General features: G+C 50.8%; 3 protein-coding genes. All 3 read right to left on the bottom strand.

Features of this window, described 5'->3' with window-relative positions; genetic code table 11:
- Positions 1 to 540: 540 nt before the first annotated feature.
- Positions 541 to 894 (bottom strand): hypothetical protein, encoded by a 354-nt coding sequence (locus KHU33_RS25865; protein WP_211468378.1) that lies wholly within the window; start codon positions 892 to 894, stop codon positions 541 to 543.
- Positions 895 to 1,387: 493 nt separating this feature from the next.
- The gene (locus KHU33_RS25860; protein WP_211468376.1) at positions 1,388 to 1,864 is read right to left on the bottom strand and encodes a hypothetical protein; all 477 of its coding nucleotides are present in this window, start codon (positions 1,862 to 1,864) and stop codon (positions 1,388 to 1,390) included.
- The coding region (locus tag KHU33_RS25855) for a hypothetical protein (RefSeq protein ID WP_211468374.1) at positions 1,864 to 3,095 on the bottom strand (1,232 nt) is incomplete at its 5' end. The genes KHU33_RS25855 and KHU33_RS25860, both read right to left, overlap by 1 nt.

Here is a 3,095-nt window from a genome sequence, read left to right as displayed (position 1 = left end):
ACGTTATTGCCCGCGGCCAGCGTCACATCCTTGGTGCCGACCACATTGCTGCCCTGGACATTGATGTCATGGCCGGCGACGGTCAGCACGCTGTTGCCGGACACCGTGCTGCCCTCGGCCTGCTGCAAACTGCTGTGCTTGGCAATCGTGGTGGCCGTGGTCAGGAAGTTGCGCTAATTGGTAATGCCGCTCGCACCGATACCGGCTGCTTGTGTTGCTTTTGAAGTTGTTTTTGACGTTGACGTGAATTCCGCATTGAGACGTTGCCAACTGTGCCGGCTGCCAGTCGGGAATTGTGAAGAGACATGTTTGAGCGAAGCGAGTTGGTCTCTTCACCCGACTGGCAGCCGACACAGTTGGGGACCTGACCGAAGGGAAGGCAACGGCTTTGCGGTCGCCTTTCTTTGCTTCCTTTCTTTGGCGAAGCAAAGAAAGGGAGCGGCTGCCGGGCCGCTCCCGGCATGTACCCACGAAGTAGCTACCGTTTTAAGTAGCGACGAAAGCGGGTTGCCACAATAGGGGCTGGTTCGCTGTGCTACATCACGTATCCAGCTTGTGTTTCTCTGTATTCGAATGCATGTCGTTGAGCACATCGATATAACCCTCTGCTCGCTCCGACAACATACTCGCAGCGGCCATTGCCATACGCGTCAGACTCTCGGTATCGGCTACATTCAGCGGTGGCGGGCACGCATCGTCGCGCTGTTCACGCGCAAGATCGCTGGCATGGATAAGTGACAAACAGGTTTTAATACCCCGGCTCAGATCCAACGTGAGCGCCATGAATTGTGCTGAGGTATCGATGTGCAGGTCTTCAACAAGCCATGAAAACGGCTGATGATCTGCTTTCTTTAGGAATTGATGAGAATGGACGGACGTGTTGGTGCTAGTCATTGCAGACACTCCTTACTGGTGCGGTTAAAGCCGCCCTCCACTGCTAAATGGAGGGTGGCAGATAGCAGGGTTAGCAGACCGGTGCACACAGCAAAACCGGCAGCCCGAAGGCTCCCCACCATCGCCACCCATAGGAACGCGCAACGGTGTAAACACAAAAAACCGCTTAACGCGGTTTCGTGCGCTGTGTACAAATTCAGGCTGCTAAACCAGACCCCTTCTTTTTCAGGGATGGGCTAACTATAGACGTTCTTCGATTGCATGGCAATCGGCGGTTGCTATCCGTTTGACCTAATCGCTTCAGCAAAAAAACACATGCAAAGTATTTGACCTTATTCCATTTATTCCATCAATTCAACTACGGTGAGCCCACAATTTTGGGAGGGGCCTAATCTCAAGAAACACCCGGAAAACACCCGGAATCGGTCGTTGCGATAAAACAATCAACCGCCGCCCCGACACTAATTGTCAATCGCCAGATACTCCAGCGTATCTACCGGTCAGTTCTAATCAAACTCGAATACTCTCCAAATGCCGGAAAACTCTCGTAGTTTCTGGATGGGTCAAAACTTGACTTAGCCTCTTCTAGCAGATGGGGATTAAACCTTTCTCGCCTAATAACAAGATCGCCAGTCTGACTGAAGATATAGGTTGTACCCCCAGCTACTTGGGTACCCCCTTCTATAAATTCACGATGGGTTGCCATTGTTAAAAACAATTTCTCAGGAGCGACGAACTGGAACTGGTATGACAAATACTCGCGCAAACTGTCATCTAAAAAACTAACGCCAACCATTTCTTTATCTATTAAGAATTCAATAAAACAAGTGGGTTTTACTTCAGAGGCAATGAGCGCCGTATACGAATCTCCAGATAAATGCTTAGAACGCGCAATCGCCTCACTCCATAGTTCAATTGCAACCTTCTTCATACGGAACCAAGATTTGCAATAAAAAACATCGTATTTCATTAATATATCTTCCCATTAGTATCTCGAATCAAAACCCCAGCCTTATTTGCAAAATCCAAAATTGCTGGCGGAATCACGTTTTTTTGCGGCGGTATCTCCAAAATGACGGAGCCTTGCAATTTTTGTCCTGCCAATGCTCCACTAGAAGGAACCTCCGCTATGGTCGCTCCTGGAGGATACTTAGTAATCGCCTCTTTTATATAACTATTTGCCGTAGTTTCCGATATCTCAGAGAGCTGAGTCAACTTACGCGAAACGATCTCACCAGTAGTTGGATTATACGAATCAACTCGGTAGTATCCATTGCCGTCAGGCCTCTTAATATAGACCTCATTGTATGGGTAGTTCTTATTCTGAATTTTGTTAAATTCATTGCCTGCCTCAAGTCGCTGCAACCATTCCGGCTTAGAAGAAGCTGTTGCGACATCATCTGCAGCCCCGCCTGCACCTTTTACCCCGCCACCCAGTCCCTCAGCTTTCATCAAGGCCTTAGGAATCAGCTTTCCCGCCACCCAAGTCATGCCAAGCTTGGCAACATCTATTCCTACATTCAGGAGCGGATCGTTTTCTCCAGGATACGTTGCCACGCTAAACGAATCCAACACGCGTTTGCCTTGATTCGATTGATAAGGACCAAATAAAGCCGCGCTGCCTTCCTGCGCCTGTTGATTTGAAGCGACTGCAATATAGCTTCCCAGCGGTATGAGAGCGCACCCGATTACGGTTTCGCACGAGGCTACGCCACCCGCGGCAATAGCGCCGCCGCCAACCATGCCTGCTGTACCGCTCCCCAGATTTACCGCACCGCCGGTCCGCTTGACGGCCTCGTCATGTCGGGTCAGTCCGTCGCGTGCAGTATCCAAGATAGGGGCATATACAAATTCGCCGGTACTTAACAATGCCTGCTGCTCTTTCGTATAGGCCTTGCCATCCTCTTGCATCTTCTGCACTTTTGCATAATCCGGATCGCTTTTGGGTACGCCTTCCGCGCAAAGAACAAGAGCGCAAGCCGCGGCATCCAATCTTCGCCGCTGCTCCGCAGTTGCTCCCTTTTTGAGCTCATCAAGTTTTTCGGCTTCCGACAGGTGCAACTGCCGATTGTTGGCCTCGACATTCAATCCCGAAGCCGCCCCGGCAGCACCGCCTATCGCCGCGCCCAGCGCCGTTGCTGCGATCTGCGCCAATCCCTGCTTCAGGTCTTTCGGCAGATCCATCTTGTTGATTTCATCGC

This window comes from Collimonas silvisoli, from assembly GCF_018305005.1.
In the GTDB taxonomy this organism is placed as follows: domain Bacteria; phylum Pseudomonadota; class Gammaproteobacteria; order Burkholderiales; family Burkholderiaceae_D; genus Collimonas; species Collimonas silvisoli.
This window is presented reverse-complemented; position numbering and strand designations above follow the sequence as displayed.